The organism is Streptomyces sp. NPDC038707 (assembly GCF_040636485.1).
Lineage (GTDB): Bacteria > Actinomycetota > Actinomycetes > Streptomycetales > Streptomycetaceae > Streptomyces.
In genome coordinates this window covers 209682-236045 of sequence record NZ_JBEZUP010000009.1, presented here as the reverse complement: position 1 = coordinate 236045, position 26364 = coordinate 209682, and the positions used below count along the sequence as shown (strand labels likewise).

Here is a 26364-nt window from a genome sequence, read left to right as displayed (position 1 = left end):
CGCATCAGTGATCGAATGAACCTTCGGCAATGGATCATGTCGAGGGGTACAGGGGTGTCGTGGATGTTCGGCCGATTGTTGGGTAACCGGAGGCACCGCGTGCAACGGTCGAATCCCCTGGCGGGGGTCCGGACACCACCGCACGCCGGAGTGCTCAGCTGCCGGGTGGTCGACCCGGTTAACGAGCCGGTCCCGGGCGCGGAGTTGACGGTCAGTGACGCCATGGGCCGCCGGGTGGTGACCGGGGGCACGGACCCCTACGGCCTGTTCCTGGCCATGGTGCCGGCGGGGGAGTACCGGCTCGCGGTGGCGGCCGAGGGCTACGCTCCGTACCGGGCGACCGCGCTGGTCGGCGAGAACTCCCTCGCCTCGCTGGGCGATGTGACGCTTCAGGTGGCCCAGCCGCCGGAACCGCCGGCGCCGGGCGACTGGGACATAGATCCCGCGCACTCCTCGATCGGCTTCACCGCACGGCACATCGGACTGGCCCGGATCCACGGGCGGTTCAACTCCTTCGCCGGAGTGGTGCGGATCGCCGAGCAGATGGAACAGTCGGCGATGCACGTGGTGATCGACGCGTCCTCCATCGACACGGGGATCCGGATGCGCGACGACCACCTCCGGTCGGCGGACTTCCTGGACGTGCAGCGGTTCCCGAGGCTGGAGTTCTACAGCGACCGGTTCGTGCACAAGGGCGGCAGCCGCTGGGCGGTCACCGGGGCGCTGTCACTGCACGGCGTGACCCGCACGGTGACGCTCGACACCGAGTACCTCGGGCTCGGCAACGGCATGGAGGGCGAGACCCGGGCGGCCTGCCGAGCCACCACCGAACTGCACCGGGACGACTTCACGGTCAGCTGGCAGTCGATGCTGGCCCGGGGCATCGCGGCGGTCGGACCGAGCATCCGCGTCGACCTCGACGTGCAGATCCTGCCGAAGAACTGACCGCGCGGAGGACACGGCCGTGAAGCCGACCGGGTGGCCCGGGGAGGCGGAGTTCCCGGCGCCCGTACCGAGCACCTCCCCTGGCTTCCGGATGCCGCCGCCCCGTACCCGGCACCTCCACCGGCCCCCGGACACCGCTGCCAGAGACCAGGCCCCTCGGCCGGGGTGCGCCCGATCCGGGCAGGTCAAGGCCTCCGCCAGGTGCCGGAGAATGGGTCCGTGAGCGATGTGAGACACGTGCTGGTGCTGCCCGACCGCGATGCCGCCGAGGAGGCGGCCGAGGCGCTCGGGGAGCGGTTCGGGATCGACGAGGAGCCCCGGCTCGTCCGCGACGCGCTGGCCGGTGAGGACGATGCCGAGGACGCCCAGTGGCTGGTGGTCCTGCGGGACGAGCGCGAGCGGCTCGACCCCGCCGAGCTGGACGCGTTCGCGGGGGAGTGGGACGGCTGGCGCGAGGAACCGTGACCCGGCGTCGCCCTGCCCCTGAGCCACGATCCCCTCAGCCCTGTGACCTCGGGTCACCGCGGCGCCGTGACCTTGGGCCCCCAGCCCCGTGGCCTCGGGCCGTCGCGGCGCCGTGACCTTGGGCCCTCAGCCCTGTGGCCTCGGGCCGTCGCGGCGCCGTGACCTTGGGCCCTCAGCCCTGTGGCCTCGGGCCGTCGCGGCGCCGTGACCTTGGGCCCCCAGCCCCGTGGCCTCCGGCCCCAGCCCCGTGGCCTCCGGCCCCAGCCCCGTGGCCTCGGGCCCCAGCCCCGTGATCTCGGGCCACCGTGCCCCCGGCCCTCGTGCCCCCGAGCCACGGTGCCGTCGTGACCCCGCGATGCCGTGACCCCGAGCCGCCCTCAGGGTCCGCTCCGGGACCGGTCAGGGTGGCGGGGCCGGTTGGCTGTCAGTGGCGCGTGGGATGCTGTAAGCGATGGCCAGGAAGACTGCGAATGACGACCCTCTCGCCCCGGTGACCGTTGCCGTGGGCCAGGAGGACCTCCTGCTCGACCGTGCCGTGCGGGAGGTGGTGGCCGCTGCCAAGGCCGCCGACGCCGACACGGACGTACGTGACCTGACCCCGGACCAGCTGCAGCCCGGCACGCTCGCCGAGCTGACCAGCCCGTCGCTCTTCGCGGAGCGCAAGGTCGTGGTCGTACGCAACGCGCAGGACCTGTCCACCGACACGGTCAAGGATGTGAAGGCGTACCTCGGTTCGCCCGCCGAGGAGATCACCCTGGTGCTGCTGCACGCCGGCGGCGCCAAGGGCAAGGGGCTGCTGGACGCCGCGCGCAAGGCGGGCGCGCGGGAGGTCGCCTGCCCGAAGATGACCAAGCCGGCGGACCGGCTGGCCTTCGTGCGGGGGGAGTTCCGTTCCCTCGGCAGGTCGGCCACCCCCGAGGCGTGCCAGGCGCTCTGCGATGCCATCGGGAGCGATCTGCGGGAGCTGGCCTCGGCGGTCTCGCAGTTGGTCGCCGACGTGGAAGGGACGATCGACGAGGCGATCGTCGGGCGGTACTACACCGGTCGCGCCGAGGCCTCCAGCTTCACGGTCGCCGACCGGGCCGTGGAGGGGCGGACGGCGGAGGCGCTGGAGGCCCTCAGATGGTCCCTGGCGACGGGCGTCGCGCCGGTGATGATCACCAGCGCGCTGGCGCAGGGTGTGCGGGCGATCGGCAAGCTGTCCTCGGCCCGGGGCGGCCGGCCGGCCGATCTGGCGCGTGAGCTGGGCATGCCGCCGTGGAAGATCGACCGGGTGCGCCAGCAGATGCGGGGCTGGACGCCGGACGGGGTCGCGGTGGCGCTCAGAGCGGTCGCGGAGGCGGACGCGGGCGTGAAGGGCGGCGGCGACGACCCCGAGTACGCCCTGGAGAAGGCGGTCGTGGTGATCGCCCGGGCCGCCCGCTCCAGAGGCCGGGCCTGACCGCCCGGTTTGCCGCCCGGCGACGAGCCGGCACAAAGAAGGCCGGCGGGTCGGCCCGCCCGGCCGGCCCCGAGGCACCGGCCGGGGTGGCTCGCCGCACCCACCGGGACACAAGCCACGGGAACACGGTCACCGGAACCCCACCACCGGGACACGGCCAGGGACGGCCCGGCTCCGCTCACCGATGAGCCACCACGGGGTGCCCGGTCCCGCCTGCGGAACGGACGCCCCACCCCCGCCCCCAGCCGTGAATGCCACCCCAGCGCCCCTGTGACCCGACCGCCCCGCCCCCAGCAGTGACCCGCCCCACCGGTGACTCGCGCCCGGTCCATGACGCGCTCCCCTGAACGACGCCCCCTCCCCGCGCATGCCAAAGACCCCGGCACCCGCCTTGGGGAAAGGCGAAGGCGCCGGGGCCGTTGGATCAAGCTTGTGGATCCACGCCCGCGTGGCGAACGCAGGCCGCGCGTGGCTCCGGGGGTGCCGGTCGGGAGCGGATGAGAGAGGGCCCGCTCTGGGTCCTTCCGGCGATCAGATCAGAAAGGAGGTTCAGCCCTTGAGCGAAGCGACCTTGGAAGCAAGCGCCGACTTCTTGTTGGCGGCCTGGTTCTTGTGGATGACGCCCTTGGAGACGGCCTTGTCGAGCGCACGCGCGGCAGCGCGCTGCAGCTCGGTGGCCTTCTCGGTGTCACCCGCGGCAGCGGCCTCGCGGGCCTTGCGGATCGCGGTCTTCAGAGAGGACTTGACGGCCTTGTTGCGCAGCCGGGCCTTCTCGTTGGTCTTGTTCCGCTTGATCTGAGACTTGATGTTCGCCACGAAGGAGCCTTTTCAGGTTCAGGCGCGGGGCCGCGAGGGTCCCGTGCCAGTGATCCAAACTATTCGGTCGTGCCTCGCGCTGAGAGGGCATGAGGCACAGCCATCTACAGTACCAGTGGCCCTCCGGGCAGCCCAAAACGGCTCCAGGTTCCTCCCCGTGGGACCATGGAGACTACGTAACGATCCGACCCGAGGCATAAGGCGCCTCAAGAGACAGGACCCTGCGTGCCCGCGACCCCTAACCATGTGCCCGAGCCGAGCCGTACCGACCCGGCTCTGATCCGCAACTTCTGCATCATCGCGCACATCGACCACGGCAAGTCCACGCTCGCCGACCGGATGCTCCAGCTCACCGGTGTGGTCGAGCAGCGGCAGATGCGTGCTCAGTACCTCGACCGGATGGACATCGAGCGCGAGCGCGGCATCACGATCAAGTCCCAGGCGGTGCGTCTGCCCTGGGCCCCCACCGAGGGCCCCGACCAGGGCACGACCCACATCCTCAACATGATCGACACCCCCGGGCACGTCGACTTCACCTACGAGGTCTCGCGGTCGCTGGCCGCCTGCGAGGGGACCATCCTCCTGGTCGACGCCGCCCAGGGCATCGAGGCGCAGACCCTCGCCAACCTCTACCTGGCGATGGAGAACGACCTCACGATCATCCCGGTGCTGAACAAGATCGACCTGCCGGCGGCGCAGCCTGAGAAGTTCGCCGAGGAGCTGGCGAACCTGGTCGGCTGCGAACCGGACGACGTGCTCAAGGTCTCGGCGAAGACCGGTCTCGGCGTGGACGCGCTGCTGAACAAGGTCGTCAAGGAGATCCCCGCGCCGGTCGGTGTCGCCGACGCCCCCGCCCGCGCGATGATCTTCGACTCGGTGTACGACTCGTACCGCGGTGTCGTGACGTACGTCCGTGTCATCGACGGCCAGCTCAACAAGCGCGAGCGCATCAAGATGATGTCGACCGGCGCCACGCACGAGCTGCTGGAGATCGGGGTCAGCTCGCCGGAGATGCTGCCGGCCGACGGCCTCGGCGTCGGTGAGGTGGGGTACCTCATCACCGGCGTCAAGGACGTCCGGCAGTCAAAGGTCGGTGACACGGTCACCAGCCAGCACAAGGGCGCCACCGAGGCGCTCGGCGGTTACAAGGACCCGAAGCCGATGGTCTTCTCCGGTCTGTATCCGCTGGACGGCTCCGACTACCCGGAGCTGCGCGAGGCCCTGGACAAGCTCCAGCTCAACGACGCCGCGCTGGTCTACGAGCCGGAGACCTCCGCCGCGCTCGGTTTCGGCTTCCGCGTCGGCTTCCTCGGCCTGCTGCACCTGGACGTGATCCGGGAGCGGCTGGAGCGCGAGTTCGGTCTCGACCTGATCGCCACCGCCCCCAACGTGGTCTACCGCGTGATCCTGGAGGACGGCAGCGAGGTCACCGTCACCAACCCGAGCGAGTTCCCCGAGGGCAAGATCGCCGAGGTGTACGAGCCGGTCGTGCGGGCGACGATCCTCGCGCCCACCGAGTTCATCGGCGCCATCATGGAGCTGTGCCAGACCCGGCGGGGCACGTTGCTGGGCATGGACTACCTCTCCGAGGACCGGGTCGAGATCCGCTACACCCTGCCGCTCGCGGAGATCGTCTTCGACTTCTTCGACCAGCTGAAGTCCAAGACGCGCGGCTACGCCTCGCTGGACTACGAGCCCACGGGCGAGCAGAGCAGCTCCCTGGTCAAGGTCGACATCCTGCTGCACGGCGACAAGGTGGACGCCTTCTCGGCGATCACCCACAAGGACCAGGCGTACGCGTACGGCGTGCGGCTCGTCGCCAAGCTCAAGGAGCTGATCCCGCGGCAGAACTTCGAGGTGCCGGTGCAGGCCGCCATCGGCTCCCGGGTCATCGCCCGCGAGACCATCCGCGCCATCCGCAAGGACGTCCTCGCCAAGTGTTACGGCGGTGACATCTCCCGTAAGCGGAAGCTGCTGGAGAAGCAGAAGGAAGGCAAGAAGCGGATGAAGATGGTGGGTTCCGTGGAGGTTCCGCAGGAGGCCTTCATCGCGGTCCTGTCCAGCGATGACAGCGCGGGGTCGGCCAAGGGCAAGAAGTAACCGCTGGTCACGGCCGGTCACGGCCGCAAAGCGGGCATGTGGGGGCTCGTCGTGCGAAAGCGCGGCGGGCCCCCGTGCGTAGGGAGCGCGGCTCCGTGTCGGAAAGTGTCGGGCCGATGCCCCTTACGCGCCGGGCGGTCGCGCCTTACCCTGATCCCTGCTCGTTAGTTACTCGCGAGTTAAACAACAGTCCGCCACCCCACCGTGAGTCAACCCAGCCGTATCGAGTCAGCCGCACCGTCGCGGGCCCCGGAGGATGTCGTGAGCGACACACAGACCCTGATCGAGAACCGTCCGCCGTCCGTGGCGGCCCTCTTCCTGGAGCGCGTGGCGGCCACACCGGACGCCGAGGCCTACCGCTACCCCGTTCCGCCGGCCGCGGGTGAGGGCCCCGACGACTGGAAGTCGCTCAGCTGGGCGGAGGCGGCGGACCGGGTCTACGCGATCGCGGCCGGGCTCATCGAGCTGGGCATCGAGCCCGAGCAGAGAGTGGCCCTCGCCTCCTCCACCCGCGTCGAGTGGATCCTCGCCGACCTCGGCATCATGTGCGCCGGCGGCGCGACCACCACCGTCTACCCGCAGACCAACGCCGACGAGTCCGCGTTCATCCTCTCCGACTCCGAGAGCCGGGTGCTGGTCGCCGAGGACGCGGCGCAGCTCGCCAAGGCCGTCGCGAAGCGCCCCGAGCTGCCCGCCCTCACCAAGGTCGTGGTGATCGACCCGGCCGGTGTGGAGCCCGGCGACTGGGTGATCACCCTCGCCGAGCTGGAGGAGCGCGGCGCCGACTACCTGGAGCGGCACCCGCAGCTGATCAAGGAGCGGGTCGGCGCGATCACCAAGGACCAGCTCGCCACCCTCATCTACACCTCCGGTACCACCGGCCGCCCCAAGGGCGTGCGCCTGCCGCACGACAACTGGGCGTACATGGCCAAGGCGATCGCCGCGACCGGCCTGGTGACCATCGACGACGTGCAGTACCTGTGGCTGCCGCTCGCGCACGTCTTCGGCAAGGTGCTCACCTCGGGCCAGATCGAGGTCGGGCACGTCACCGCCGTGGACGGCCGCGTCGACAAGATCATCGAGAACCTTCCGGTGGTGCGGCCGACCTACATGGCGGCTGTGCCGCGCATCTTCGAGAAGGTCTACAACGGCGTGGCGGCCAAGGCCCGCGAGGGCGGCGCGGCCAAGTACAAGATCTTCCAGTGGGCCGCCGAGGTCGCCCGCGAGTACGCCAAGGTCACGCAGGACAACTTCCGCCGCACCGGCGTCGCCTCGGCGCCCTTCGGGCTCGCCGCCCGGCACAAGGTGGCCGACACCCTCGTCTTCGCCAAGCTCCGCGAGGCCTTCGGCGGCCGGCTGCGCGCCTGTGTCTCCGGCGCCTCCGCGCTCGCGCCCGAGATCGGCTACTTCTTCGCCGGCGCCGGCATCCACATCCTGGAGGGCTACGGCCTCACCGAGACCTCCGCCGCCTCCTTCGTCAACCCCGGCGAGGCCTACCGCACCGGCACGGTCGGCAAGCCGCTGCCCGGCACCGAGGTCCGCATCGCCGACGACGGCGAGATCCTGCTGCGCGGCCCCGGCATCATGCAGGGCTACCACCAGCAGCCCGAGAAGACCGCCGAGGTGCTGGAGTCCGACGGCTGGTTCCACACCGGCGACATCGGCGAGCTGTCGCCCGACGGCTATCTGCGCATCACCGACCGCAAGAAGGACCTGATCAAGACCTCCGGCGGCAAGTACGTCGCCCCGGCCGAGATCGAGGGCCAGTTCAAGGCGGTGTGCCCGTACGTGTCCAACATCCTCGTGCATGGCGCCGACCGGAACTACTGCACCGCCCTGATCGCCCTGGACGAGCCCGCGATCCTCCAGTGGGCCGCGGAGAACGGCCTGGAGGGCAGGCCGTACGCCGAGGTCGTGGCCGCGCCGCAGACGGTGGAGATGGTCGACGGGTACGTACGGCAGCTCAACGCCGGGCTCCAGCGCTGGCAGACCATCAAGAAGTTCCGGCTGCTGCCGCGCGACCTCGACGTGGAGCACGGCGAGATCACGCCGAGCCTGAAGCTGAAGCGGCCGGTGGTGGAGCGGACGTACAAGGACCTGATCGACGAGATGTACGCCGGTACCAGGGAGGCGTAGGCCCCGGCGGCGACCGGGCCGGCCGCGGTTTCACGCCACATCCGGTGCCGGGACCGCGTATCGGCACGGCCTCGCCCGCTTTAACGCTCAGCGGCGCTCGAAAGGTTCCGTCTTCCGGTCAGTTCCGTGACTCGGCGCTTATAGGCGGGTCCGGTCTGTCACCCTGGCCGCATGGACATGGCGGCCATACCCGCACAGCGGGACAGCGAGTCTCAGCCAGACGCGGCGCGCGGGCGGGCCACGCTGCCCGGGAGCCCCCTCGCCCCGGGGTCGGCCCGCGCGCTGGTACGGGCCGCGCTGGCCGGGGTGCCCGGGATCCCGGCGCGGCTCGCCGACGACGCCATGGCGGTCGTCAGCGAACTGGTCACCAACGCCGTCGTGCACGCCGGCACCGAGGTGCACGTGGAGTGGCGGCTGGAGGAGACCGGCGCGTTCGTGATCGAGGTGCGCGACCTGCACCCCTCCCGCGCCCCCCGGGACGCCGCGAGCGGCGAGGCGCCGTACGACACACCCGAGTACGGCCGCGGGCTGCGCCTGGTCGCCACACTCGCCGAGTCCTGGGGCGTCACCTACCGCACCGGCGCCAAGACCGTCTGGGCCCGGCTGCCCCCGGGCGGCAGCGACGCCCTGGACGGACCCGTGCCCGGCCCCGCCCTGGAGGTCGCCGAGGACCTCGCCCCGCAGCCGCACCGCGCCGACGGCGACCGGGACTGGCTCGGCCGGGGCGCCCTGTCCTTCCTCGCCGAGGCGTCCGACCTGCTCGCCGGGCAGCTCGACGAGAGCCTGGTCGCCGCGCTCACCGGCCAGCTGATCGTGCCCCGGCTCGCCGACTGGTGCGCGGTCTGGCTGGCGGACGAGGCGACGGTCCGCGGCGGCGTCTGCGACGGCCCCGCCCGGGTCTGGCACGCCAGCGAGGCGCGCATCGAGGAACTGCGCGCCGCGCTGGAGAAGGAGCCGCCGCGCCCGCCCGACGGGGTGCGCTGCGGCCCCGAGCCCTACCCCTGGCCCGGCCACGCCCTCGGCCCCCACGGCACCGACGGCACCGCGCTGGCCTACCGGCTGATCGCGGGCGGCCGGCCGCTCGGCACGCTGGTCCTCGGCCGGTGCGGGCCGGCCGGCTTCCCCGACGAGATCACCGGCCTGGTGGAGGACCTGAGCCGGCGGGTCGCCCTGGCCATCGGCGCGGCCCGCCAGTACGCCCGCCAGGCCACCATCAGCGCCGTCCTCCAGCGCGGTCTGCTGCCCGGCGCGGTCGCCGAGATCCCCGGCGTGCGCAGCGCGCTCGTCTACGAACCCTGCGACCAGGGCGGCCCCAGCGGCGACTTCTACGACCTGTTCCCGGCGGGCGACGGACGCTGGTGCTTCGCCGTCGGCGACGTTCAGGGCAAGGGCCCCGAGGCGGCCGTGGTGATCGGCCTCGCCCGTCCCTGGCTGCGCCTGCTCGCCCGCGAGGGGTACGGCGTCGCCGACGTCCTGGACCGCCTCAACCAACTGCTGCTGGACGACGCCACGGAGGCCGCCGACGCCGCGGCCCGCGCCCTGGTCGCCGCCGGGGGCGGGCCGCCCGCCCTCGGGGACGGCCCGCAGACGCGCTTCCTCTCCCTCCTCTACGGCGAGCTGACCCCGCACGCCGACGGGGTCCGCTGCACCCTCGCCTCGGCCGGCCACCCGCTGCCGCTGGTCCTCGCCCCGGACGGCACCGTGCGCACCGTCGCCGGCCCGCAGACGCTGCTCGGTGTGGTGGAGGACGAGACGTACACCAGCGAGACCGTCGAGCTGCGGTCCGGCGACAGCCTGCTGTGCGTCACCGACGGGGTGACCGAGCGGCGCTCCGGCACCCGCCAGTTCGACGACGGCGACGGTCTGGCCCACGCCCTGTCCGGCTGCGCCGGGCTCGGTGCCGAGCTGATCGCGGAGCGCATCCGCCGGCTGGTCCACGACTTCGGCGCCGACCTGCCCACGGACGACCTGGCCCTGCTGGTGCTCCAGGCCGAGTGACGTCCCCGGTGTCCGGGCAGCCGGGCAACGCCCGCGGTGCTGGACAATGGAAGGCATGCCTTCCGCACTCCCCGACGGTGAGCCCGTCCCCGCCGACGGCGCGCTGCCCGCGTCCGCGCTCGCCGGGGCCGCCGCCCGCCCGCTCGGCTTCTACCTGCACGTCCCGTACTGCGCGACCCGCTGCGGCTACTGCGACTTCAACACCTACACCGCGACCGAGCTGCGCGGCACCGGCGGAGTGCTCGCCTCCCGGGACAACTACGCGGACACCCTCACCGAGGAGGTCCGGCTGGCGCGCAAGGTGCTGGGCGACGACCCCCGCCAGGTCCGTACGGTCTTCGTCGGCGGCGGTACGCCGACCCTGCTGGCCGCCGGGGACCTCGTACGGATGCTGGGGGCGATCCGCGAGGAGTTCGGTCTCGCGCCGGACGCGGAGATCACCACGGAGGCGAACCCGGAGTCCGTCGACCCCGCCTACCTGGCCACCCTCCGCGAGGGCGGCTTCAACCGGATCTCCTTCGGCATGCAGAGCGCCCGGCAGCACGTGCTGCGGATCCTGGACCGCACGCACACCCCCGGCCGTCCCGAGGCGTGTGTGGCGGAGGCCAGGGCGGCGGGCTTCGAGCACGTGAACCTGGACCTGATCTACGGCACGCCGGGGGAGAGCGACGACGACTGGCGTGCCTCCCTGGAGGCCGCCCTGGGCGCCGGCCCCGACCACGTCAGCGCCTACGCGCTCATCGTGGAGGAGGGCACCCAGCTGGCCCGCCGGATCCGCCGGGGCGAGGTCCCGATGACCGACGACGACGTGCACGCCGACCGCTATCTGATCGCCGAGGAGACACTGGGGCGGGCGGGCTTCGAGTGGTACGAGGTCTCGAACTGGGCCACCTCCGAGGCGGGCCGCTGCCTGCACAACGAGCTGTACTGGCGCGGCGCCGACTGGTGGGGGGCCGGACCGGGGGCGCACTCGCACGTGGGCGGCGTGCGCTGGTGGAACGTGAAGCACCCCGGCGCGTACGCGGCGGCGCTCGCGGACGGCCGCTCCCCGGGCGCCGGGCGCGAGGTCCTGACGGCGGAGGACCGCCGCGTGGAGCGGATCCTGCTGGAACTCCGCCTGCGCGAGGGGGTCCCCCTGTCGCTGCTCAAGGAGGAGGGACTCGCGGCGTCCCGGCGCGCGCTGGCGGACGGGCTGCTCCAGGAGGAGCCGTACGGACAGGGCCACGCGGTCCTCACCCTGCGCGGACGCCTCCTGGCGGACGCGGTGGTACGGGACCTGGTGGACTGATCACTCGGGTGAGTGGATCCCCCCGGAGCGTATCCCCTTCAGACCCAGGACGTGGGCATCGTCGGCGAGGAGAGCGTGCCTGTCCCGGATCTGGTGGTCGCGGCGCCGGACGTGCTGCCTGCCGCAGGCCGTCTGCTGCCGTCACGGCTGGTCACGGCCGTGACGGAGGTTGTCTCGGAAACCAGCGTCTACCAGGACTATGTGGTCAAGCGCTCGATCTACGCGGCAGGCGGGATCCCCGTCTACCTCATCCTCGACCCGATCATGGGGCAGTGCGTCCTGCTGACGAAGCCCGCGGGTCAAGGGGAAGACGCTGATTACTTCAGTCAGCGGATCATCAAGTTCGGCGCCCCGGTTCCGTTGGAGGATCTCGGGCTTGAACTCGACACCAGCGAGTTCGGAACCCTCCCCGACGTCAGGCCCCACCGCTACCCGTGACGAAGTCGATCAGTTCCTCCACTCTGCCCAGCAGCTCCGGCTCCAGGTCCTTGTAGGAGCCCACCCGCTTCAGGACGGCCTGCCACACCGCGCCGGTGTTCTCCGCCGGCCAGCCCAGCACCCGGCACACGCCCGTCTTCCAGTCCTGGCCCTTCGGGACCGCCGGCCACGCCTCGATGCCCAGCGAGGACGGCTTCACGGCCTGCCAGATGTCGATGAACGGGTGGCCGACGACCAGGGCGTGCTCGCTGGTGACCGACTGGGCGATCCGCCACTCCTTGGTGCCCGGCAGCAGGTGGTCCACCAGGACGCCCAGGCGGGCGTCGGGGCCCGGGGCGAAGGAGTCCACGAGGGCCGGGAGGTCGTCCACGCCCTCCAGGTACTCCACGACCACGCCCTCGACGCGCAGGTCGTCGCCCCAGACCTTCTCGACCAGCTCGGCGTCGTGCCGGCCCTCCACGTAGATGCGGCCGGCGCGGGCCACCCGCGCGCGGGCCTGGGGGACGGCGATCGAGCCGGACGCCGTACGGGTGGGGCGGGCCGGCGCCGAGGACGGCCGGACCAGCGTCACCACCCTGCCCTCCAGCAGGAAGCCGCGGGGTTCCAGGGGGAAGACGCGGTGCTTGCCGAAGCGGTCCTCCAGGGTGACCGTGCCCGCCTCGCAGCGGATCACCGCCCCGCAGAACCCGGTACCGGCCTCCTCCACCACCAGGCCCGGCTCGGCGGGCACCTCCGGCGCCGGCCGCGGCTTCTTCTTCCACGGTGGGGTGAGATCGGCGGAGTACTGGCGCATTCGGATGACGATAGGAGAAGCCGTGCCGTGACAAGCGCGACACGCCGGGCTCGGACCCGGAACGCCGTTCAGATCACGCCGAACCGGGCCGCCAGTTCGTCCCGTTGACGTCGTACGAACGCCGCGTCCACCACCGCCCCGTGACCCGGCACGTACACCGCGTCCTCGCCGCCCAGCGCCAGCAGCCGGTCCAGGGCGTCGGGCCAGCGGGCGGGGACCGCGTCGGGGCCGGCCTGGGGCTCGCCGGACTCCTCGACCAGGTCGCCGCAGAAGACGACCTCCGGGGAGCCCGGGACCAGCACCGCGAGGTCGTGGGCCGTGTGGCCCGGGCCCACGTTGGCCAGCAGCGCCTGGCGGCCGTCGCCGAGGTCCAGCGTCCACTCCCCGGACACCAGGTGCCGGGGCGGGACCAGCGTGTCCACCGCCTCGTCGGCGTCGGCGACCGGCAGCCCGTTGCGCACCGCGTCCAGCCGCAGCTCCGCCCGTTCGGAGGCGAACACCGCGTCCAGGCCGACCGCCCCGTACACCTCCGCCCCGGCGAACACGGCCGCGCCGAACACATGGTCGAAGTGGGGGTGGGTGAGCGCGAGATGGGTCACACGGCCGCCCGCCAGTTCCCCGGCTTCCGCGCGCAGCCGGGCCCCCTCCGCCAGGCTCGACCCGGCGTCCACGAGCAGTGCCGTCCCCGCGCCCATGACCAGCCCCGCCGTGCAGTCCCAGCCGGGCAGCCGGCACCGCCCCACCCCGGCCGCCAGCCGTTCCCAGCCCAGCTCTTCCCAAGTCACGGTCATACCCGCGACGCTAGCGGTACGACCCGGTACGGCGGCCCGACCTTGCCCGGTGTGCGCCCGACGGCCGTACACTGGGCCGGGGAATGCTGGCACTCGCGCGGGAGGAGTGCCAGGGGGACGACCCGATGGGACGAGGGACGACGTGCTGGAGGTGCGCGCGGATGCTGAGTGAACGCAGGCTTCAGGTACTGCGCGCCATCGTCCAGGACTATGTGGGCACCGAGGAGCCGGTCGGTTCCAAGGCGCTCACCGAACGGCACAACCTGGGCGTCTCCCCGGCCACCGTCCGCAACGACATGGCGGCCCTGGAGGAGGAGGGGTACATCGCGCAGCCGCACACCAGCGCGGGGCGCATCCCCACCGACAAGGGGTACCGCCTGTTCGTGGACAAGCTCGCGGGCGTGAAGCCGATGACCGCGCCCGAGCGGCGGGCCATCCAGAACTTCCTGGAGGGCGCCGTCGACCTGGACGACGTCGTGGCCCGCACGGTGCGGCTGCTTGCGCAGCTGACCCGGCAGGTCGCCGTCGTCCAGTACCCGTCGCTGACCCGGTCCACGGTCCGGCACGTGGAGCTGCTCTCGCTCGCCCCGGCGCGCGTGATGCTCGTGCTGATCACCGACACCGGCCGGGTCGAGCAGCGTATGGTCGACTGTCCGGCGCCGTTCGGCGAGGCCTCGCTGGCGGATCTGCGGGCCCGGCTGAACAGCAGGGTCGCGGGCCGCCGGTTCACCGATGTGCCGATGCTGGTCGAGGACCTCCCGGATGCCTTCGAGCCGGAGGACCGCGGTACGGTCTCCACGGTGCTCTCCACCCTGCTGGAGACGCTCGTGGAGGAGAACGAGGAGCGGCTGATGATCGGCGGTACCGCCAATCTCACCCGCTTCGGACACGACTTCCCCCTCACGATCCGGCCCGTCCTGGAGGCGCTGGAGGAGCAGGTCGTGCTCCTCAAGCTCCTCGGCGAGGCCAAGGACCCGGGCGTGACCGTGCGCATCGGCCACGAGAACGCCCACGAAGGACTCAACTCCACCTCCGTCGTGTCGGTCGGTTACGGTTCGGGCGGCGAGGCGGTTGCCAAGCTCGGCGTGGTCGGACCGACCCGCATGGACTACCCGGGAACGATGGGAGCGGTACGCGCAGTGGCACGGTACGTCGGACAGATCCTGGCGGAGTCGTAAGTGGCCACGGACTATTACGCCGTTCTCGGCGTGCGCCGCGACGCGTCGCAGGATGAGATCAAGAAGGCGTTCCGCCGGCTCGCGCGCGAGCTGCACCCGGACGTCAACCCGGATCCGAAGACCCAGGAGCGGTTCAAGGAGATCAACGCCGCTTACGAGGTGCTGTCGGACCCGCAGAAGAAGCAGGTCTACGACCTCGGCGGCGACCCGCTCTCGCAGTCCGGCGGTGCCGGCGCGGGCGGCTTTGGGGCCGGCGGCTTCGGCAACTTCTCCGACATCATGGACGCGTTTTTCGGTACGGCGTCGCAGCGCGGGCCGCGCTCGCGCACCCGGCGCGGCCAGGACGCGATGATCCGGATCGAGGTGGAGCTGGACGAGGCGGCCTTCGGGACGACCAAGGACATCCAGGTCGACACCGCCATCGTTTGCAACACCTGCAACGGCGAGGGCGCGGCTCCGGGCACGTCCGCCCAGACGTGTGACATGTGCCGCGGCCGGGGCGAGGTCTCGCAGGTCACCCGGTCCTTCCTGGGCCAGGTCATGACCTCGCGGCCGTGCCCGCAGTGCCAGGGCTTCGGCACGGTCGTACCGACCCCGTGCCCGGAGTGCGCCGGCGACGGCCGTGTGCGCTCCCGTCGCACGCTCACGGTGAAGATCCCGGCCGGTGTCGACAACGGCACCCGGATCCAGCTCGCGGGCGAGGGCGAGGTCGGCCCCGGCGGCGGCCCGGCCGGCGACCTGTACGTCGAGATCCACGAGCTGCCGCACCCGACCTTCCAGCGGCGCGGCGACGACCTGCACTGCACGGTCACCATCCCGATGACGGCGGCGGCGCTCGGCACCAAGGTCCCGCTGGAGACTTTGGACGGCATGGAGGAGGTCGACATCCGGCCGGGCACCCAGTCCGGCCAGTCGATCCCGCTGCACGACCGCGGCGTCACGCATCTGCGCGGCGGCGGCCGGGGCGACCTGATCGTGCACGTCGAGGTGCAGACCCCGACCAAGCTGGACCCCGAGCAGGAACGCCTGCTGCGCGAACTGGCCAAACTCCGCGGCGAGGAACGCCCCCAGGGCCAGTTCCAGCCAGGTCAGCAGGGCCTGTTCTCCCGGCTGAAGGACGCGTTCAACGGCCGCTGAACCCCATAGGCGCCCCCGAGGTGAGTCGGGGGCGCCTCAGGGATATCCCAGGGGATGCCCCGATTCGGACCGGTCCGGAGGACGTGACACCATGCGGTCATGTCCTCCGCGCTGACCGATCTCTTCCCCCTCCCGATCGTGCAGGCCCCCATGGCGGGCGGAGTCTCCGTCCCGCAGCTCGCCGCCGCCGTCTCCGAGGCCGGCGGTCTCGGGTTCCTCGCCGCCGGTTACAAGACCGCCGACGGGATGTACCAGGAGATCAAGCAGCTGCGCGGGCTCACGAACCGCCCCTTCGGCGTCAACGTGTTCGTGCCGCAGCCCGAGCACGCGGAGTCCGGCGTGGTCGAGGTCTACGCCCACCAGCTGGCCGGCGAGGCCGCCTGGTACGAGACCGAGCTGGGCGCCACGGACTGCGGCCGGGACGACGGCTACGACGCCAAGCTCGCCGTCCTGCTCGACGACCCGGTCCCGGTGGTCTCCTTCCACTTCGGCGTGCCGGACCGCGAGGTCCTCGCGCGGCTGCGCCGGGCCGGCACCCTCACCCTGGTCACCGCCACCACCGCGGAGGAGGCCCGCGCGGTCGAGGCGGCCGGCGCGGACGCGGTGATCGCGCAGGGCGTGGAGGCCGGCGGTCACCAGGGCACGCACCGCGACTCGCCCGAGCAGGACGGCGCCGGGATCGGGCTGCTGTCACTGGTCGCGCAGATCCGCGAGGCCGTGGGCATCCCGGTCGTCGCCGCCGGCGGCGTCATGCGCGGCGGCCAGATCGCCGCCGTCCTCGCGGCCGGCGCCGACGCGGCCCAGCTCGGCACCGCCTTCCTCGCCACCGACGAGTCCGGCGCGCCCGACCCGCACAAACGGGCGCTGACCGACCCCCTCTTCACGCGCACCCAGCTGACCCGTGCCTTCACCGGCCGCCCGGCCCGCTCCCTGGTCAACCGCTTCCTGCGCGAGCACGGGCCGTACGCCCCCGCCGCCTACCCGGAGGTGCACCACCTCACCTCGCCGCTGCGCAAGGCCGCCGCCAGGGCCGGTGACGCGCAGGGCATGGCGCTGTGGGCGGGCCAGGGCCACCGGATGGCCCGGGAGCTGCCGGCCGGCCGGCTGGTGGAGCTGCTGGCGGCCGAACTCGCCGAGGCCCGGTCCGTGTTGTCGGACGCGTCCACCGGGGGCGAGTCCCGCGGGAACGAGTCCCGTCAGGGGGGTGAGGGCGCGTGACCGCCCCTGTCTTCGTCGTGGAGCACTTCGAGGCGGACGGCGACCGGTACGTCCTGGAGGGCGCCGAGGGCCGCCACGCGGTCTCCGTCAAGCGGCTGCGGCCCGGTGAGGAGGTCGTCCTCACCGACGGCGCCGGGCGCTACGCGGTCTGCGAGGTCACCGGCACCGAGGGCAAGGACCGGCTGATCGTCCGCATGACCCCGGTGGCCGGGGAGCCGGAGCCCAGCCCGCGGATCACCGTCGTCCAGGCCCTGCCCAAGGGCGACCGCGGCGAGGTCGCCGTCGAGACCATGACCGAGGTGGGCGTCGACGCGATCGTGCCCTGGCAGGCGTCCCGCTGCATCACCCAGTGGAAGGGCGACCGGGGCCTGAAGGCCCTCGGCAAGTGGCGGGCCACCGCCCGCGAGGCCGGCAAGCAGTCCCGCCGGGTCCGCTTCCCCGAGGTCGCGGACGCGGCGACGACCAAGCAGGTCGCCGCGCTGCTCGCCCGCGCCGACTTCGCCGCCGTGCTCCACGAGAGCGGCACGGACCGTCTGGCCACGGCCCCCCTGCCCGCCGAGGGCGAGATCGTGCTGGTCGTCGGCCCCGAGGGCGGTGTCTCCCCGGAGGAGCTGGCACTCTTCGCCGAGGCCGGCGCCGCGCCGTACGTCCTCGGGCCGACCGTCCTGCGCACCTCCACCGCCGGCACCGCCGCCGCGGCCCTGCTGCTGGGTCGCACCGGCCGCTGGTCCTGAACACCCGCCCGGTCGCGAACACCCGCCCGGTCCTGAACACCCGCTCGGAGACACCGTGGAACTCGCCCAAGTCCGGCTCCTGGTCAGCGACTTCGCCGCCTGCTACCACTTCTACGCCGACGTCCTCGGCCTCAAGCCGCAGTCGGGCGCGACCGGCGGACCGTACGAGAAGTTCAGCCCGCACACCGGCTCCGCCGGGATCGCGCTCCAGGACCGGTCGATGATGGCCGAGGTCCTGGCCGAGCTGGGCGGCACCGCCACCGGGCACCGCTCCCTGGTCGTGCTGCGCGTCGACGACCTCGACGCCTACTGCGCCGGGATCACCGCCCGGGGAGCGACCTTGCTGCACGGCCCGGCGCCCATGACCGACCGTATGCGGGTGGCCCATCTGAAGGACCCCGAGGGCAACTTGGTGGAACTCCAGGAGTGGCTGCTGCTGCGCGGCTGACCGGGAGTGACCGGAAAGCGGAGGCGGGGCGCGGCGGTAGCTGCGTAGAGTGACGGGGTGACTCAGGGCGCTTCGACGGGCAGCACGCACAGCTCCGGATACCTCCGATTCCCCCACCTGCACGGCGACTTGGTGACGTTCGTCGCCGAGGACGACGTATGGCTCGCCCCGCTGGACGGCGGCCGGGCCTGGCGGGTCAGTGCCGACAACATGCCGGTGACCCAGCCCCGGCTGTCACCCGACGGACGGCACCTCGCCTGGACCTCCACCCGGGACGGCGCCCCCGAGGTGCATGTCGCCCCGGTCGACGGCGGGCCCGCGAAACGGCTGACGTACTGGGGCAACCACCGTACGGAGGTGCGCGGCTGGACCCCGGACGGACGGGTCCTCGCGCTCGGCGCGCACGGCCGGCACAGTTTCCGGCACACCTGGGCGCACGCCGTCCCGCTGGACGGCGGACCGGCCGAGACCCTGCCGTACGGCCCGGTCGGCGCCGTCGCCCTCGGCCCGGCCACCGTGCTGCTGTCCGCGCCGATGGGCCGCGAGGCCGCCTACTGGAAGCGCTACCGGGGCGGCACGGCGGGCAAGCTGTGGATCGACCGGGCCGCCGAAGGCGGGGAAGGCGCCGGGGAGTTCGTCCGGCTGCACGAGGATCTCGACGGGAACATCGAGTGCCCGGTGTGGGCGGGGGACCGCATCGCGTTCCTTTCCGACCACGAGGGCACCGGCGCGCTCTACTCCTCCCTCGCCGACGGCTCCGACCTGCGCCGGCACACCCCTCTTGGGGGCACCTCCCGCGCGAGCGAAGCCGAGCACGGGGGAGGTTTCTACGCCCGGCACGCGGCCGGTGACGGCACCCGGATCGTCTACAGCTCGGCCGGTGAACTGTGGCTGCTGGACGACCTGGAGGGCGCCGAGCCGCGCCGGCTGGAGGTACGGCTCGGCGGGCCCCGCGTGGACCTGCGGCCGTACCAGGTCAACGCCTCGCGCGCGTTCGGCGAGGCGTCCCCCGACCACACCGCGCGCGGCAGCGCCGTCTGCGTGCGCGGCGGCGTCCACTGGGTCACCCACCGCTCCGGCCCCGCCCGCGCCCTGGCCGCCACCCCCGGGGTGCGCGCCCGGCTGCCGCGCGCCTTCCGCGCCGAGGGCGAGGAGTGGGTGGTGTGGGTGACGGACGCCGAGGGCGAGGACGCCCTGGAGTTCGCCCCGGCGACCGGCACCGTGCCCGGTGCCCCGCCGCGCCGGCTCGCCGCCGGACAGCTCGGCCGGGTCCTGGAACTGGCCATGGCGCCCGACGGCGGCCGCGCCGCCGTCGCCGCGCACGACGGCCGGCTGCTGCTGGTCGAACGGGAGACCGGCGAGGTCCGCGAGGTCGACCGCAGCGACGACGGCGAGGTCTCCGGGCTCGCCTTCTCCCCGGACTCCGCCTGGCTGGCCTGGTCCCACCCCGGCCCGCGCCCGCTGTCCCAGCTGCGCGTCGCCCACACCACCGACCTGTCGGTCACCGAGGCGACCCCGCTGCGCTTCCAGGACTACGCGCCCGCCTTCACCCTCGACGGCAAACACCTCGCGTTCCTCTCCAACCGCGCCTTCGACCCGGTCTACGACGAACACGTCTTCGACCTCGCCTTCGTGGTCGGCGCCCGGCCGTACCTGATCACGCTGGCCGCCACCACCCCCTCGCCGTTCGGCCCGCAGCGCCACGGCCGCCCCTTCGAGACGCCCGACAAGGACGAGACCCCCGACGGCGAGGGCGCCCCCGCCACCCGCATCGACCTCGAGGGACTCGCCGACCGCATAGTGCCCTTCCCGGTGGAGGCCGGCCGCTACTCCACGCTGCGCGCCGCCAAGGACGGCGTCCTGTGGCTGCGCCACCCGGTGCGGGGCGTCCTCGGTTCCTCCCGCGCCCACCCCGAGGACCCCGACCCGCACACCGAGCTGGAGCGCTACGACCTCGCCCAGCGCCGCCTGGAGCATCTGGCCGCCGACGCCGACCACTTCGAGGTCAGCGGCGACGGCAAACGCCTGCTGCTGTGGAGCGACGGCCGGCTGCGGGTCGTGCCCAGCGACCGCCGTACCGGCGGCGACGACGACGGCGACACCAGCGTCACCGTCGACCTCGGCCGGGTCCGGGGGACCGTCGACCCGGCCGCCGAGTGGCGGCAGATGTACGACGAGACCGGCCGCCTGATGCGCGACCACTTCTGGCGCCCCGACCTCGGCGGCGCCGACTGGCCCGGGATCCTCGACCGCTACCGCCCGCTGCTGGCCCGGCTCGCCACCCACAGCGACCTGGTCGACCTGCTGTGGGAGGTGCAGGGCGAACTCGGCACCTCGCACGCCTACGTCACCCCGCGCGGCGGCCCGGGACGCGCCCGGCTCGGTCTGCTCGGCGCCGACCTCTCCCGGCACGAGGACGGCAGCTGGCGCATCGACCGGATCCTGCCGGCGGAGACCTCGGACCCGGACGCCCGCTCCCCGCTCGCCGCGCCCGGTGTCGCGGTCCGCCCCGGGGACGCGATCATCGCGGTGGCCGGGCACCCGGTCGACCCGGTGACCGGCCCGGGTCCGCTGCTGGCCGGCACGGCGGGTCACCCGGTGGAGCTGACCGTCTCCCCGGCCGGCGGCGGCGAACCCCGGCACACGGTCGTCGTCCCCCTCGCCGACGAGGAGCCCCTGCGCTACCACGCCTGGGTCGCCGACCGCCGCGCCCACGTCCACGCGGCGTCCGCCGGCCGCCTCGGCTACCTCCACGTCCCCGACATGCAGGCCCCCGGCTGGGCCCAGATCCACCGCGACCTGCGGGTGGAGGTGGCCCGTGAGGGACTCGTGGTCGACGTGCGGGAGAACCGCGGCGGCCACACCTCCCAGCTGGTGGTCGAGAAGCTGGCCCGCCGGATCATCGGCTGGGACCTGGCGCGCGGCATGCGCCCCGCCAGCTACCCGCTCGACGCGCCGCGCGGCCCGGTCGTCGCCGTCGCCAACGAGTTCTCCGGCTCGGACGGCGACATCGTCAACGCGGCGATCAAGGCCCTGGGCATCGGCCCGGTCGTCGGCACCCGCACCTGGGGCGGGGTCATCGGCATCGACAGCCGCTACCGCCTGGTCGACGGCACCCTGGTCACCCAGCCGAAGTACGCGATCTGGCTGGAGGGCGTGGGCTGGGACGTGGAGAACCACGGGGTGGACCCGGACGTGGAGGTCGTCCAGCGGCCCCAGGACTGGGCGTCCGGCACGGACGCACAGCTGGACGCGGCGATCGCGCTCGCGCTGGAGGCGCTGGAGACGAACCCCGCGAAGACGCCTCCGGGGCTTCCGGCCTGAGCGGTGCCGACCCGCCCCCGACGGGCTACCATGCCAACCCTGTTGATCACCCCTGAAAGCGAGCGCAGCGCATGGCCGGCGAACCGCAGAACGACTGCCTGTTCTGCCGAATCGTCGCGGGCGAGATCCCGGCGACGATCGTCCGAGAGACAGAAACGACCGTGGCCTTCCGGGACATAAACCCCCAGGCCCCCACCCACGTCCTGGTCATCCCCAAGGCCCACTACGAGAACGCCGCCGAGCTGGCCGCGGGCGCCCCGCAGATCGCGGCCGACGTCCTCGCCGAGACCAAGGCCGTGGCCGACGCGGAGGGGCTCGACAGCTACCGCCTCGTCTTCAACACGGGCAGCGGCGCCGGCCAGACCGTCTGGCACGCCCACGCGCACGTCCTCGGCGGCCGCGGCCTCCAGTGGCCCCCCGGATGAGCGCCCGTGTCCGTACGTGAACTGGTGGTCCTCGGCACCGCCAGCCAGGTCCCGACCCGGCACCGCAACCACAACGGCTATCTGCTGAGGTGGGACGGCGAGGGCATCCTCTTCGACCCCGGCGAGGGCACGCAGCGGCAGATGCTGCGCGCCGGGGTCGCCGCCCACGACCTGAACCGGATCTGCGTCACGCATTTCCACGGCGACCACTCCCTGGGCCTGGCCGGGGTCATCCAGCGGATCAACCTGGACCAGGTGCCGCACGAGATCACCGCGCACTATCCGCGTTCGGGCCGGCGCTTCTTCGACCGGCTGCGCCACGCCACCGCCTACCGCGAGACCGTCGCCCTCACCGAGGCCCCGGTCGACGCCGACGGCCTGCTCGCGGTCACCCGCTCCTACACCCTGGAGGCCCGCCGGCTCTCGCACCCGGTGGAGTCCTACGGCTACCGTCTCGTGGAACCCGACGGCCGCCGCATGCTGCCCGGCCGGCTCGCCGCGCTCGGCATCCGGGGCCCGGACGTGGGCCGCCTCCAGCGGGAGGGACGGCTCGGGGACGTGGCCCTGGAGGACGTCAGCGAGGTGCGGCGCGGACAGCGGTTCGCGTTCGTCATGGACACCCGGCTCTGCGACGGCGTGCACGCGCTCGCCGAGGGCTGCGACCTGCTCGTCATCGAGTCCACGTTCCTGGACGAGGACACGGACCTCGCCGTCGAGCACGGCCATCTGACGGCCGGGCAGGCCGCCGCCGTGGCCCGGGACGCCGGGGTGCGGCACCTCGTGCTCACCCACTTCAGCCAGCGCTACACCGAGCCGGAGGAGTTCGAGCGGCAGGCGCGGGCGGCCGGGTTCACCGGGGAGCTGACCGTGGCCCACGATCTGCTGCGGGTACCGGTTCCGAAACGGCGGTAAAACACCCGTACGATGCTTTGATGCCCCTCCCGAAAGCTGAACTGCACCTCCACATCGAAGGCACCCTGGAGCCGGAGCTGGCGTTCGAGCTGGCCGCCCGCAACGGCGTGAACCTGCCGTACGCGGACACCGACGCCCTCCGCGAGGCCTACCGCTTCCAGGACCTCCAGTCGTTCCTCAACCTGTACTACGAGCTGATGGCCGTCCTGCGCACCGAGGACGACTTCGCGGACCTGGCGAACGCCTACCTCGCCCGGGCCGCCGCGCAGGGCGTGCGGCACGCGGAGATCTTCTTCGACCCGCAGGCCCATGTGGCGCGGGGCGTGCCGATGGGCACGGTGGTGGAGGGGCTGTGGCGGGCGCTGGGGGAGAGCGAGGCGAACCACGGCGTCTCCACCAGGCTGATCATGTGCTTCCTGCGGGACGAGTCCGCCGAGTCGGCCCTGATCACGCTGGAGGCCGCGCGGCCGTACCTGGACCGGATCACCGGCATCGGCCTGGACTCCGCCGAGGTCGGGCACCCGCCGGCGAAGTTCCGCGAGGTGTACGAGGCCGCCGCCGCCCTCGGGCTGCGCCGGGTCGCGCACGCCGGTGAGGAGGGGCCGCCGGAGTACATCACCGAGGCGCTGGACGTGCTGGGCGTGGAGCGCGTCGACCACGGTCTGCGCTGCGTGGAGGACCCGGCGCTGGTGGAGCGGCTGGTCCGGGAGCGGATTCCGCTCACCCTGTGTCCGCTGTCCAACGTGCGCCTGCGGGCCGTCGACACCCTCGCCGCCCATCCGCTGCCCGCCATGCTCGACGCCGGGCTGCTGTGCACGGTCAACTCCGACGATCCGGCGTACTTCGGCGGGTACGCGGGCGACAACTTCGCGGCCGTGCACGAGAGCCTGGGCCTGTCCCGGGACCGGCTGCGCGAGCTGGCCCGCAACTCCTTCCTCGCCTCCTTCCTGGAGGACGACGAGGAGCGCCGGGCCCGCTACCTCGCCGAGGTGGAGGCCTACGAGTTCGGGGACGACGTGGCGTAGGAGCGCGGTGCCGCGCTGCCGTGGCCGGGGTGTGATCCCGGCCACGGTGTCGTCCGGGGGTGGTGGCCGGGGATGGAACCGTCTAGCCTGCGTTCTCATACGTGGACGTTATTCATGAGGTGAGATGGTGGGAGGCTCCCTGTGACCCGTGACCTGACCATCGCCGAGGTGCGCCTGACGCCGATCCTGGTCGCCGACCCGCCGCTGCTCAACACCCAGGGTGTCCACCAGCCGTACACCCCCCGGCTGATCGTGGAGGTCGTCACCGCGGACGGGGTCACCGGGCTCGGCGAGACCTACGGCGACACGAAGTACCTGGAGCCGGCCCGGGAGCTCGCCGAACGGATCGTCGGCCGGTCGGTCACGGACGTGAACGGACTGTTCGGGATCGACCTCGCCGTGGACGCCTCGCGGGTCGAGGCCGGGACCGACGCGGGCGGGCTGCGCGGGGCGCAGACCGCCGGCAAACTGCGGCTGTCGGTGCTGTCCGCCTTCGAGGTCGCCTGCCTCGACGCCCAGGGCAGGGCGCTCGGCCTGCCCGTGCACGCGCTGCTCGGCGGGAAGGTCCGCGACGCCGTCGAGTACAGCGCCTACCTCTTCTACAAGTGGGACGGGCACCCGGCGGGCGTCCCCGCCGAACCCGACGAGTGGGGCCCGGCGCTCGACCCGGCCGGCGTGGTCGGACAGGCCCGGCGCTTCCAGGAGCTGCACGGCTTCGGCTCGTTCAAGCTCAAGGGCGGGGTGTTCCCGCCCGAGCAGGAGATCGCCGCCGTCCGCGCCCTCGCCGAGGCCTTCCCCGGCCACCCGCTGCGGCTCGACCCCAACGGCGCCTGGTCGGTCGCCACCTCCCTGAAGGTCGCGAGAGAGCTGGGGGACGTCCTGGAGTACCTGGAGGACCCGGCCCTGGGCACCCCCGCCATGGCCGAGGTGGCCGCCGGCACCGACGTGCCGCTGGCCACCAACATGTGCGTGACCGGCTTCGGCGAGATCAAGGAGGCGTTCACCAAGAACGCCGTCCAGGTCGTGCTGTCCGACCACCACTACTGGGGCGGGCTGCGCAACACCCAGCGGCTCGCCGCGGTCTGCGCCGCCTTCGGGGTCGGGATCTCCATGCACTCCAACACCCACCTCGGCATCAGCCTCGCCGCGATGACCCAGGTGGCGGCCACCGTCCCGGACCTCCACCACGCCTGCGACTCCCACTACCCCTGGCAGTCCGAGGACGTCCTCACCGAGCGGCTCGCCTTCGAGGGCGGCCGGGTCGCGGTGTCCGACGCGCCCGGCCTCGGCGTCGAACTGGACCGGGACGAACTGGCCCGGCTGCACCGGCGCTGGGCCGAGGACGACGGCACGCTCCGCGACCGCGACGACGCGGCGGCGATGCGCGTCGCCGACCCCGCCTGGCACACCCCGGCGCTGCCCCGCTGGTGACCGGCGCCGGCCCACCGGGGACCGGCGCCTGGCGTTCCGGTGCGTGACCTGGTGCACACTGGCCAGAACCGCACCACGCCAGGGAGCGCACCGTGACGCCGTCGCAGACCCTCACCGGAGAGGAACCGGAACACCTCACCCAGGCAGCGCGCCGCCAGGTCCAGGTCGACCCGCTGGCCGCGCTGCGCGCCCCCGGCGATCCGCCCTGGGACGTCTACCTCACCGGCACGGTCTTCCTCGACATCATCTTCACCGGACTGGACTCCGCGCCGGTACGCGGCACCGAGTCCTGGGCCCGGGGCATGGGCTCCAGCCCCGGCGGGGTCGCCAACATGGCCGCCGCCCTGGCCCGGCTCGGCCTGCGCACCGCGCTGGCCGCCGCGTTCGGCGACGACCACTACGGCGAGTACTGCTGGGACGCCCTGGAACGGGGTGAGGGCATCGACCTCTCGGCCTCCCGGACCGTCCCCGGCTGGCACTCCCCGGTGACCGTCTCCATGGCCTACGAGGGCGAGCGGACCATGGTCTCGCACGGGCACGAGCCGCCGCCCGAGGCCGTTTTCGGCCAGGACGGGGCCCCCGCCCGGCCGCCCCGCGCGCGGGCCGCCGTGGCCTCCCTCACCCCCGGCCGCAGCGCCCCGTGGATCGCCGAGGCCGCCCGCGCGGGCACTCGCATCTTCGCCGACGTCGGCTGGGACGACACGGGCGCGTGGGACCTGTCCGGCCTGCCCGACCTGGAGCACTGCGAGGCGTTCCTGCCCAACGCGGAGGAGGCCCGGCGCTACACCGGCGCCGACTGTCCCCGGGCCGCCGCGCACGCGCTCACCGAGTGCGTGCCGGTGGCCGTGGTGACCCTCGGCGAGGAGGGCGCCTACGCGGTGGACCGGCGCACCGGGGAGGCCGCCGAGGTCCCCGCGATCGCCGTGGAGGCGCTGGACCCGACCGGGGCCGGGGACGTGTTCGTCGCCGGGTTCGTGACCGGCTCCCTGGCCGGCTGGCCGCTGGCCGACCGGCTGGCCTTCGCCGGGCTCACGGCCGCGCTGTCGGTGCAGGAGTTCGGCGGCTCGCTGTCCGCGCCCGGCTGGTCGGAGATCGGGGCCTGGTGGCGCAAAGTGCAGTCCCTGCCCGGACAGGACCCGATGGCCCTCGCCCGGTACGCCTTCCTGGAGGACCTCGTCCCCCGGCGGCTGGACCGGCCCTGGCCGCTGCGCCGGGCCGTGCCCACCATCGGGTTCGGCCGCTCGGCCTGAGCCACGGGTACGGCGGCGGCACGGCAGGCCGGAAAAACGGTCGTAGGAAAAGCCCTACGGCGTTGTCAGCC

Annotated in this window: 21 protein-coding genes and 1 pseudogene; 19 read left to right on the top strand and 3 right to left on the bottom strand. The window is 73.0% G+C overall.

The annotated features are described in order from the left end of the window. Positions 1-63 precede the first annotated feature (63 nt). From AB0E62_RS15540 to holA, 3 genes are all read left to right on the top strand, one after another. On the top strand, positions 64-945 hold the full coding sequence (locus tag AB0E62_RS15540; protein ID WP_362192745.1) for a YceI family protein: 882 nt from the start codon (positions 64-66) through the stop codon (positions 943-945). A 219-nt stretch (positions 946-1164) separates the two neighbouring features. Continuing rightward, positions 1165-1410, top strand: coding sequence for a hypothetical protein (locus AB0E62_RS15535; protein WP_344347113.1), 246 nt, complete (start codon positions 1165-1167; stop codon positions 1408-1410). Positions 1411-1861: 451 nt separating this feature from the next. Beyond that, positions 1862-2851: a DNA polymerase III subunit delta gene (holA, locus tag AB0E62_RS15530; RefSeq protein WP_362192742.1), complete on the top strand. Its 990-nt coding sequence runs from the start codon at positions 1862-1864 to the stop codon at positions 2849-2851. Between the two features lie 549 nt (positions 2852-3400). Here holA and rpsT read toward each other — a convergent pair. Continuing rightward, positions 3401-3667: a 30S ribosomal protein S20 gene (gene rpsT / locus AB0E62_RS15525; protein WP_362192739.1), complete on the bottom strand. Its 267-nt coding sequence runs from the start codon at positions 3665-3667 to the stop codon at positions 3401-3403. A 225-nt stretch (positions 3668-3892) separates the two neighbouring features. Between rpsT and lepA the strand changes: the two genes are divergently transcribed. The 5 genes and pseudogenes from lepA to AB0E62_RS15500 all read left to right on the top strand — a co-directional run. Next, the gene (gene lepA / locus AB0E62_RS15520) at positions 3893-5767 is read left to right on the top strand and encodes a translation elongation factor 4 (RefSeq protein WP_362192736.1); all 1875 of its coding nucleotides are present in this window, start codon (positions 3893-3895) and stop codon (positions 5765-5767) included. A gap of 261 nt (positions 5768-6028) precedes the next feature. Next, positions 6029-7903 carry a long-chain fatty acid--CoA ligase gene (locus AB0E62_RS15515; protein ID WP_362192733.1) on the top strand — a complete coding sequence of 625 codons (1875 nt, stop codon included), beginning with the start codon at positions 6029-6031 and terminating at the stop codon, positions 7901-7903. 177 nt (positions 7904-8080) lie between these two features. Further along, positions 8081-9901: a SpoIIE family protein phosphatase gene (locus AB0E62_RS15510; protein WP_362192839.1), complete on the top strand. Its 1821-nt coding sequence runs from the start codon at positions 8081-8083 to the stop codon at positions 9899-9901. A 55-nt stretch (positions 9902-9956) separates the two neighbouring features. After that, positions 9957-11189, top strand: coding sequence for a radical SAM family heme chaperone HemW (hemW, locus tag AB0E62_RS15505; RefSeq protein ID WP_362192731.1), 1233 nt, complete (start codon positions 9957-9959; stop codon positions 11187-11189). Between the two features lie 36 nt (positions 11190-11225). Further along, positions 11226-11627, top strand: a pseudogene (locus AB0E62_RS15500) (Uma2 family endonuclease); the annotation flags it as partial. Here the strand turns inward: AB0E62_RS15500 and AB0E62_RS15495 are convergent. Next, positions 11605-12420 carry a DUF3097 domain-containing protein gene (locus AB0E62_RS15495; RefSeq protein WP_362192728.1) on the bottom strand — a complete coding sequence of 272 codons (816 nt, stop codon included), beginning with the start codon at positions 12418-12420 and terminating at the stop codon, positions 11605-11607. The pseudogene AB0E62_RS15500 and the gene AB0E62_RS15495 overlap by 23 nt on opposite strands. Before the next feature lie 68 nt (positions 12421-12488). Further along, positions 12489-13211 carry an MBL fold metallo-hydrolase gene (locus AB0E62_RS15490; RefSeq protein WP_362192725.1) on the bottom strand — a complete coding sequence of 241 codons (723 nt, stop codon included), beginning with the start codon at positions 13209-13211 and terminating at the stop codon, positions 12489-12491. Positions 13212-13372: 161 nt separating this feature from the next. On the opposite strand from AB0E62_RS15490, the gene hrcA reads away from it, so the two are divergent. The 11 genes from hrcA to AB0E62_RS15435 all read left to right on the top strand — a co-directional run bounded on the left by hrcA (position 13373) and on the right by AB0E62_RS15435 (position 26293). After that, the gene (gene hrcA, locus AB0E62_RS15485) at positions 13373-14389 is read left to right on the top strand and encodes a heat-inducible transcriptional repressor HrcA (RefSeq protein ID WP_189996920.1); all 1017 of its coding nucleotides are present in this window, start codon (positions 13373-13375) and stop codon (positions 14387-14389) included. Continuing rightward, complete coding sequence (dnaJ, locus tag AB0E62_RS15480) at positions 14390-15526, top strand: molecular chaperone DnaJ (RefSeq protein ID WP_030604949.1); 1137 nt, start codon at positions 14390-14392, stop codon at positions 15524-15526. A gap of 99 nt (positions 15527-15625) precedes the next feature. Next, complete coding sequence (locus tag AB0E62_RS15475; RefSeq protein ID WP_362192721.1) at positions 15626-16744, top strand: nitronate monooxygenase; 1119 nt, start codon at positions 15626-15628, stop codon at positions 16742-16744. Continuing rightward, positions 16741-17478, top strand: coding sequence for a 16S rRNA (uracil(1498)-N(3))-methyltransferase (locus AB0E62_RS15470; RefSeq protein ID WP_362192718.1), 738 nt, complete (start codon positions 16741-16743; stop codon positions 17476-17478). Before AB0E62_RS15475 ends, AB0E62_RS15470 begins: the two co-directional genes overlap by 4 nt. A 55-nt stretch (positions 17479-17533) precedes the next feature. Then, complete coding sequence (locus AB0E62_RS15465; protein WP_362192715.1) at positions 17534-17926, top strand: VOC family protein; 393 nt, start codon at positions 17534-17536, stop codon at positions 17924-17926. A gap of 57 nt (positions 17927-17983) precedes the next feature. Then, on the top strand, positions 17984-21250 hold the full coding sequence (locus AB0E62_RS15460) for a PDZ domain-containing protein (protein ID WP_362192712.1): 3267 nt from the start codon (positions 17984-17986) through the stop codon (positions 21248-21250). Between the two features lie 71 nt (positions 21251-21321). Continuing rightward, positions 21322-21675, top strand: a complete 354-nt coding sequence (locus AB0E62_RS15455) for a histidine triad nucleotide-binding protein (RefSeq protein ID WP_362192709.1) — start codon at positions 21322-21324, stop codon at positions 21673-21675. A 6-nt stretch (positions 21676-21681) separates the two neighbouring features. Further along, positions 21682-22587 carry a ribonuclease Z gene (locus AB0E62_RS15450; protein ID WP_362192706.1) on the top strand — a complete coding sequence of 302 codons (906 nt, stop codon included), beginning with the start codon at positions 21682-21684 and terminating at the stop codon, positions 22585-22587. 20 nt (positions 22588-22607) lie between these two features. Then, positions 22608-23612 (top strand): adenosine deaminase, encoded by a 1005-nt coding sequence (locus AB0E62_RS15445; RefSeq protein ID WP_362192703.1) that lies wholly within the window; start codon positions 22608-22610, stop codon positions 23610-23612. 141 nt (positions 23613-23753) lie between these two features. Continuing rightward, on the top strand, positions 23754-25043 hold the full coding sequence (locus AB0E62_RS15440; RefSeq protein WP_362192700.1) for a glucarate dehydratase family protein: 1290 nt from the start codon (positions 23754-23756) through the stop codon (positions 25041-25043). A 92-nt stretch (positions 25044-25135) separates the two neighbouring features. Continuing rightward, positions 25136-26293: a PfkB family carbohydrate kinase gene (locus tag AB0E62_RS15435; RefSeq protein ID WP_362192697.1), complete on the top strand. Its 1158-nt coding sequence runs from the start codon at positions 25136-25138 to the stop codon at positions 26291-26293. The last annotated feature ends 71 nt before the right edge of the window (positions 26294-26364 follow it).

Excerpts from the sequence above, each read along its gene's own strand:
- hemW (WP_362192731.1), top strand. The coding sequence starts at position 9,957 with ATGCCTTCCGCACTCCCCGACGGTGAGCCCGTCCCCGCCGACGGCGCG.
- AB0E62_RS15540 (WP_362192745.1), top strand. The coding sequence starts at position 64 with ATGTTCGGCCGATTGTTGGGTAACCGGAGGCACCGCGTGCAACGGTCG.
- AB0E62_RS15495 (WP_362192728.1), bottom strand. The coding sequence starts at position 12,420 with ATGCGCCAGTACTCCGCCGATCTCACCCCACCGTGGAAGAAGAAGCCG.
- hrcA (WP_189996920.1), top strand. The coding sequence starts at position 13,373 with ATGCTGAGTGAACGCAGGCTTCAGGTACTGCGCGCCATCGTCCAGGAC.
- AB0E62_RS15510 (WP_362192839.1), top strand. The coding sequence starts at position 8,081 with ATGGCGGCCATACCCGCACAGCGGGACAGCGAGTCTCAGCCAGACGCG.
- AB0E62_RS15490 (WP_362192725.1), bottom strand. The coding sequence starts at position 13,211 with ATGACCGTGACTTGGGAAGAGCTGGGCTGGGAACGGCTGGCGGCCGGG.
- AB0E62_RS15445 (WP_362192703.1), top strand. The coding sequence starts at position 22,608 with ATGCCCCTCCCGAAAGCTGAACTGCACCTCCACATCGAAGGCACCCTG.
- AB0E62_RS15475 (WP_362192721.1), top strand. The coding sequence starts at position 15,626 with ATGTCCTCCGCGCTGACCGATCTCTTCCCCCTCCCGATCGTGCAGGCC.
- holA (WP_362192742.1), top strand. The coding sequence starts at position 1,862 with ATGGCCAGGAAGACTGCGAATGACGACCCTCTCGCCCCGGTGACCGTT.
- AB0E62_RS15455 (WP_362192709.1), top strand. The coding sequence starts at position 21,322 with ATGGCCGGCGAACCGCAGAACGACTGCCTGTTCTGCCGAATCGTCGCG.